This is a genomic window from Vibrio sp. YT-19(2023), assembly GCF_033337395.1.
On record NZ_JAWOQN010000316.1, the window covers coordinates 1 to 834 of the forward strand.

Here is an 834-nt window from a genome sequence, read left to right on the forward strand (position 1 = left end):
GCCCGGTCCATCACTCATGATCACCGCCATTGAGTTTGGATGTTCAGCATCGCCCTCTCGGGTCCAGCCAATCACATCCCAATGGTCGAGATAAGAATTCTGTTTGCCATACGCATACTCTTTACGCAGTGTTACAAGTTCTTCAATGTAAGGCACTTTGGCCATATTGATGTTGTAGCCTTTGTCGCTGTACTGCGCGCCGTAGTAATCTGCGTAGAACACCGACGGATAACCTTCTTCACGCAATAAAATGAATGCGTAAGCAAGAGGCTTGAACCACCAATCTACTGTCGACTCTAACGCCTGCAGTGGCTGTGTATCGTGGTTTTCTACGAGAGTCACTGCTTTGACTGGGTTGTCCTTCATCAACGTGCCATTCATGATTTGGCGCATATCGTAATTGCCGCCAGATTTTGACGCGTTGTAGAAGTTCATGTGAAGCGGCGCATCGAACAACGACATACTGCCAGAGGTCTTAGTAATAAAGTTATGCAGTTGATTTACGTCGTAATTCCAATACTCACCAACGGTGAAAAGCTCTTTGCCTGTTTTCCAACGTAAATGATCAATCCACTCTTGTAGATACTGATATTTAATGTGCTTCACGGCATCCATTCTAAAGCCATCAACGCCGGTCATGTTGATGTACCACTCACCCCAATCTTTCAGCTCTTGTTTAACTTCTGGGTGATCCATGTCTAAATCGGCGTACATTAGGTAGTCGTAATTGCCTTTTTCAGAGCTGACTTCCCAATCCCATGCTTTTCCTTCGCCTTTGAATTTAAAGATCGCTTTTTCTTTGCCGGCATCATCCCAGTCAACACCGTCAAAGTG

General features: G+C 45.4%; 1 protein-coding gene. It reads right to left on the minus strand.

Annotated features, from left to right (window positions below; translation table 11 throughout):
- On the minus strand, window positions 1-834 hold an 834-nt coding region (locus tag R7E78_RS25630), incomplete at both ends, for an alpha-amylase (protein ID WP_318058546.1).